At 28.2% G+C, this 2,888-nt stretch carries 2 protein-coding genes; both read right to left on the minus strand.

The genetic code is table 11. The features are described 5' to 3' along the window. Positions 1-182 precede the first annotated feature (182 nt). Complete coding sequence (locus tag EIG86_RS14045; protein ID WP_127846817.1) at positions 183-878, minus strand: hypothetical protein; 696 nt, start codon at positions 876-878, stop codon at positions 183-185. 214 nt (positions 879-1,092) lie between these two features. Further along, a complete protein-coding gene (locus EIG86_RS14050; protein ID WP_127846818.1) occupies positions 1,093-2,796 on the minus strand; it encodes a hypothetical protein in 1,704 nt (567 codons plus the stop codon). Positions 2,797-2,888 lie beyond the last annotated feature (92 nt).

Here is a 2,888-nt window from a genome sequence, read left to right on the forward strand (position 1 = left end):
AATATTATCAATAAACTTTCTAATTTCGTTCATTTACGTGTTTTTTTACAATGAATGGCAACGTGTTTGGCTATGGTTTCGTTGCGTGAAAATCCGCGAGGATTTTCCGCCGTAAACCGAAGATAGCAAATTTGCGAGGACTTTCCGAGAGGAAAGACAGAAGCAATGAACTATAGCCGGTGTTACCTGCCGTATTTTTTCCATATTTTCTTAAATCTTTTTTCCGATGTCAGTAAAAGTATAACTCCATTTATAGCTCTCGAACCATAAATACTTGCTGATTGTTCTTTGGTCAAATATTTAATCGCATAGGTTTCCACTAACAACAATTCTTTTAAGAGTTCTCTGTTCTCTAAAGGTCTTCCATTCACAACAATAAGAGGTTCAGGATTTCCATTTCCGCCATCTCTTACTTTAATTTTTACATTTGGATTACCATTAGGATTTAATACTTCACTAATATTTTCACTTATTTTTAAATCAGGTTTATATTTCAAAACTTTATAGATTAAAGAATCTACATATTTATAAAGCTTTTGTTCAGTCAGTTTGTCAAAACGCATAAGTTTGAGTTCTGGCTCACTTTTTTCAACCAATTCAATAATTCGGAATTTGTCGGTTAGATTATCATTTTGGTAATATTCTATTACTTGACCAAAATCTGTTTTTCTAAATTTAAGTTTTTCGGTTCCCACAATTCCGCTTATTCGAGGTGGTTCAGTACAAATGTTTAATTCGTTTGTTTTAAAATTTCTTTTTTCAAAAGTCCACCACGTTTGATAACAGCTTTTTAAATTCCGATAAAATTTAATCGTGTCGGTTTTAGAAAACAATTCAATGTCCGTTTTCCATATTCCGTTCAAATCCTTTTTCTTCATTTGGGAAAAAGAGAAGTTTGTTAATAAGAAAAAGCCTAATGTTAAAGCTGTAATTTTCATTTGTGGTTATATGGCAGGTAACGGTCTTGTATATGAAAAGTAGCGGATTTCTATGCACTAACTTTTCAGTTTATAATTAACCTTTATTTTATTATTTATTTTTCGTTTAAGCACTAAAACCGCTATTTTTTATATACGTTGTTACCAGCTGGCTTTATTCTTTTATTTCCTTTAAAAATTTATAATTATTTCCTTCTTTTAATAAAACATATTGATTCCAAAATTTTTCATCATTTAGATTGTCAACAGAAAAATTCCATTTGGTTATAGAATCAATTTGGTCAACAACTTTGCTTCCAAATAAATTTCCTTTAATAACTACGGGCTCAAAATAGTTCCATTCATATAACTTTTGAGAATCATTAAACGCCACAAAATAATGTAGTTTTTTTATTCCATCCTTGTCAGTTACTAAAACAGGATTAATTGCTAAATCTCTTTTTTCAGAATATATTAAAGAATGAACAGATAATTTTGAATAACTATTAGGATTATTTTTCTTTAAAATTTCATATGCTGGTTTAAAGATGTTTTCGCTTAATCGTTCCTCGAACGAAGTGTTTTTTGATTGCTTTTCTTTTCTAAAAGAGTCTGCAACAATTTCATATAATCCAATATAATTTCTATTATTAATTTCATCTGACTTCCACATATCTTCACCATATTTATCCCAATCTGGGTCTTTTTTTAAATCAGGCACTTTTTCAAATAAATTTGTTTCCCAAAAGTCAGGATTTAATTCCGTTGAATTTTCTTTGAAAAAATTCCATTGTTGAAGATTATTAAAAAATTGTTCCTGTCCTTCATTTATTGAGTTTGCTTGAAAATAAGTAACATTTGATTTTTCATAATACCATTCATCATTGTATTTTACAGCTTTAATAATGTAAGCATATGTTCTTGGAATTTCTTCAAGAAACTCCTTGTCCTTAATGTCTTTGGGTGAAATGATTTTTACGTTTTTATCTTTTCTATTTTTTGTTAAATCTTTAAAATTTTGAGAAGAAACTTGCTCAGTAAAAAAAGCTACAAATTTTGTTTTGTCAGCATTTAGCAATAATTGGAAAGGTTTGTCATTATTTCTGGATAAAATGGTTTCTAAAAATTTTTTATCAAACTCTTTTCTTAAATATTCATTTGAAAGAATATTAAACCTTTCTTGACTTAATTGTTTTTCTTTTTTTAATGTCGGACTATTAACTGCAATTGTGTAAATAATATCGTTCAATGCTTTTGACAAAGCATTATTAATTGTACAGTTAATTGATTCATTAGTACACGCAAACTCAAATCCTGGATTATTCCAATCTCCAATATAAGTTTTATCTAAAACTAGCGAGTTTGATATGTTGTCAAACAATTCAACTTTGATTTTTGCATAACCGACATTATTTTGTTTGTATAACTCAATTCTTGAGAAATTAAGAACATACTGAAATTTATTATTTTCGGATATACTTTTTAAATTGTTTAAAGAACCATTACTTTTTTTGTCTTTTAGAATAATTAATAGATTTGGGAATTTTTCAAAAAAGCGATATGCTAAAAATTGTTCGGAAATAGAACTTGCATTTTTAAAGAAATCAATGTTTTTAGCAAATTCTATTTCACTTTTTATCATCTCTCGAATGTTTTCGGGTTGTGATAAAAAGTCTTCAGATTTAAGATAAGATTCTGTTTCTGAAGTATTGTTGTTTTTTTCAATACTATTGTTGTATTCTGCTATTTCTTTCTTGAATGATTTCTCATATTTTGTTTCATTTGGGGAAAGTATTAGAATTGTTGGTTCAAATTTTTCTTGAGCAAAAGTTAAGAATGAGGTTAATAGAATTATTAAAGTAGAATATCGTTTTTTCATTTGCGTTTTGTTGGGTTCAGCTTGCTGGTAACGGGAAGTGTATCTTTCAGTGGCGACCAAAAAAGCACAGCCCTTAGTTTTTCAATCGTAAA

It is taken from the genome of Psychroflexus aestuariivivens, from assembly GCF_004010055.1.
In the GTDB taxonomy this organism is placed as follows: Bacteria; Bacteroidota; Bacteroidia; order Flavobacteriales; family Flavobacteriaceae; genus Psychroflexus; species Psychroflexus aestuariivivens.

Excerpts from the sequence above, each read along its gene's own strand:
- EIG86_RS14050 (WP_127846818.1), bottom strand. The coding sequence starts at position 2,796 with ATGAAAAAACGATATTCTACTTTAATAATTCTATTAACCTCATTCTTA.
- EIG86_RS14045 (WP_127846817.1), bottom strand. The coding sequence starts at position 878 with ATGAAGAAAAAGGATTTGAACGGAATATGGAAAACGGACATTGAATTG.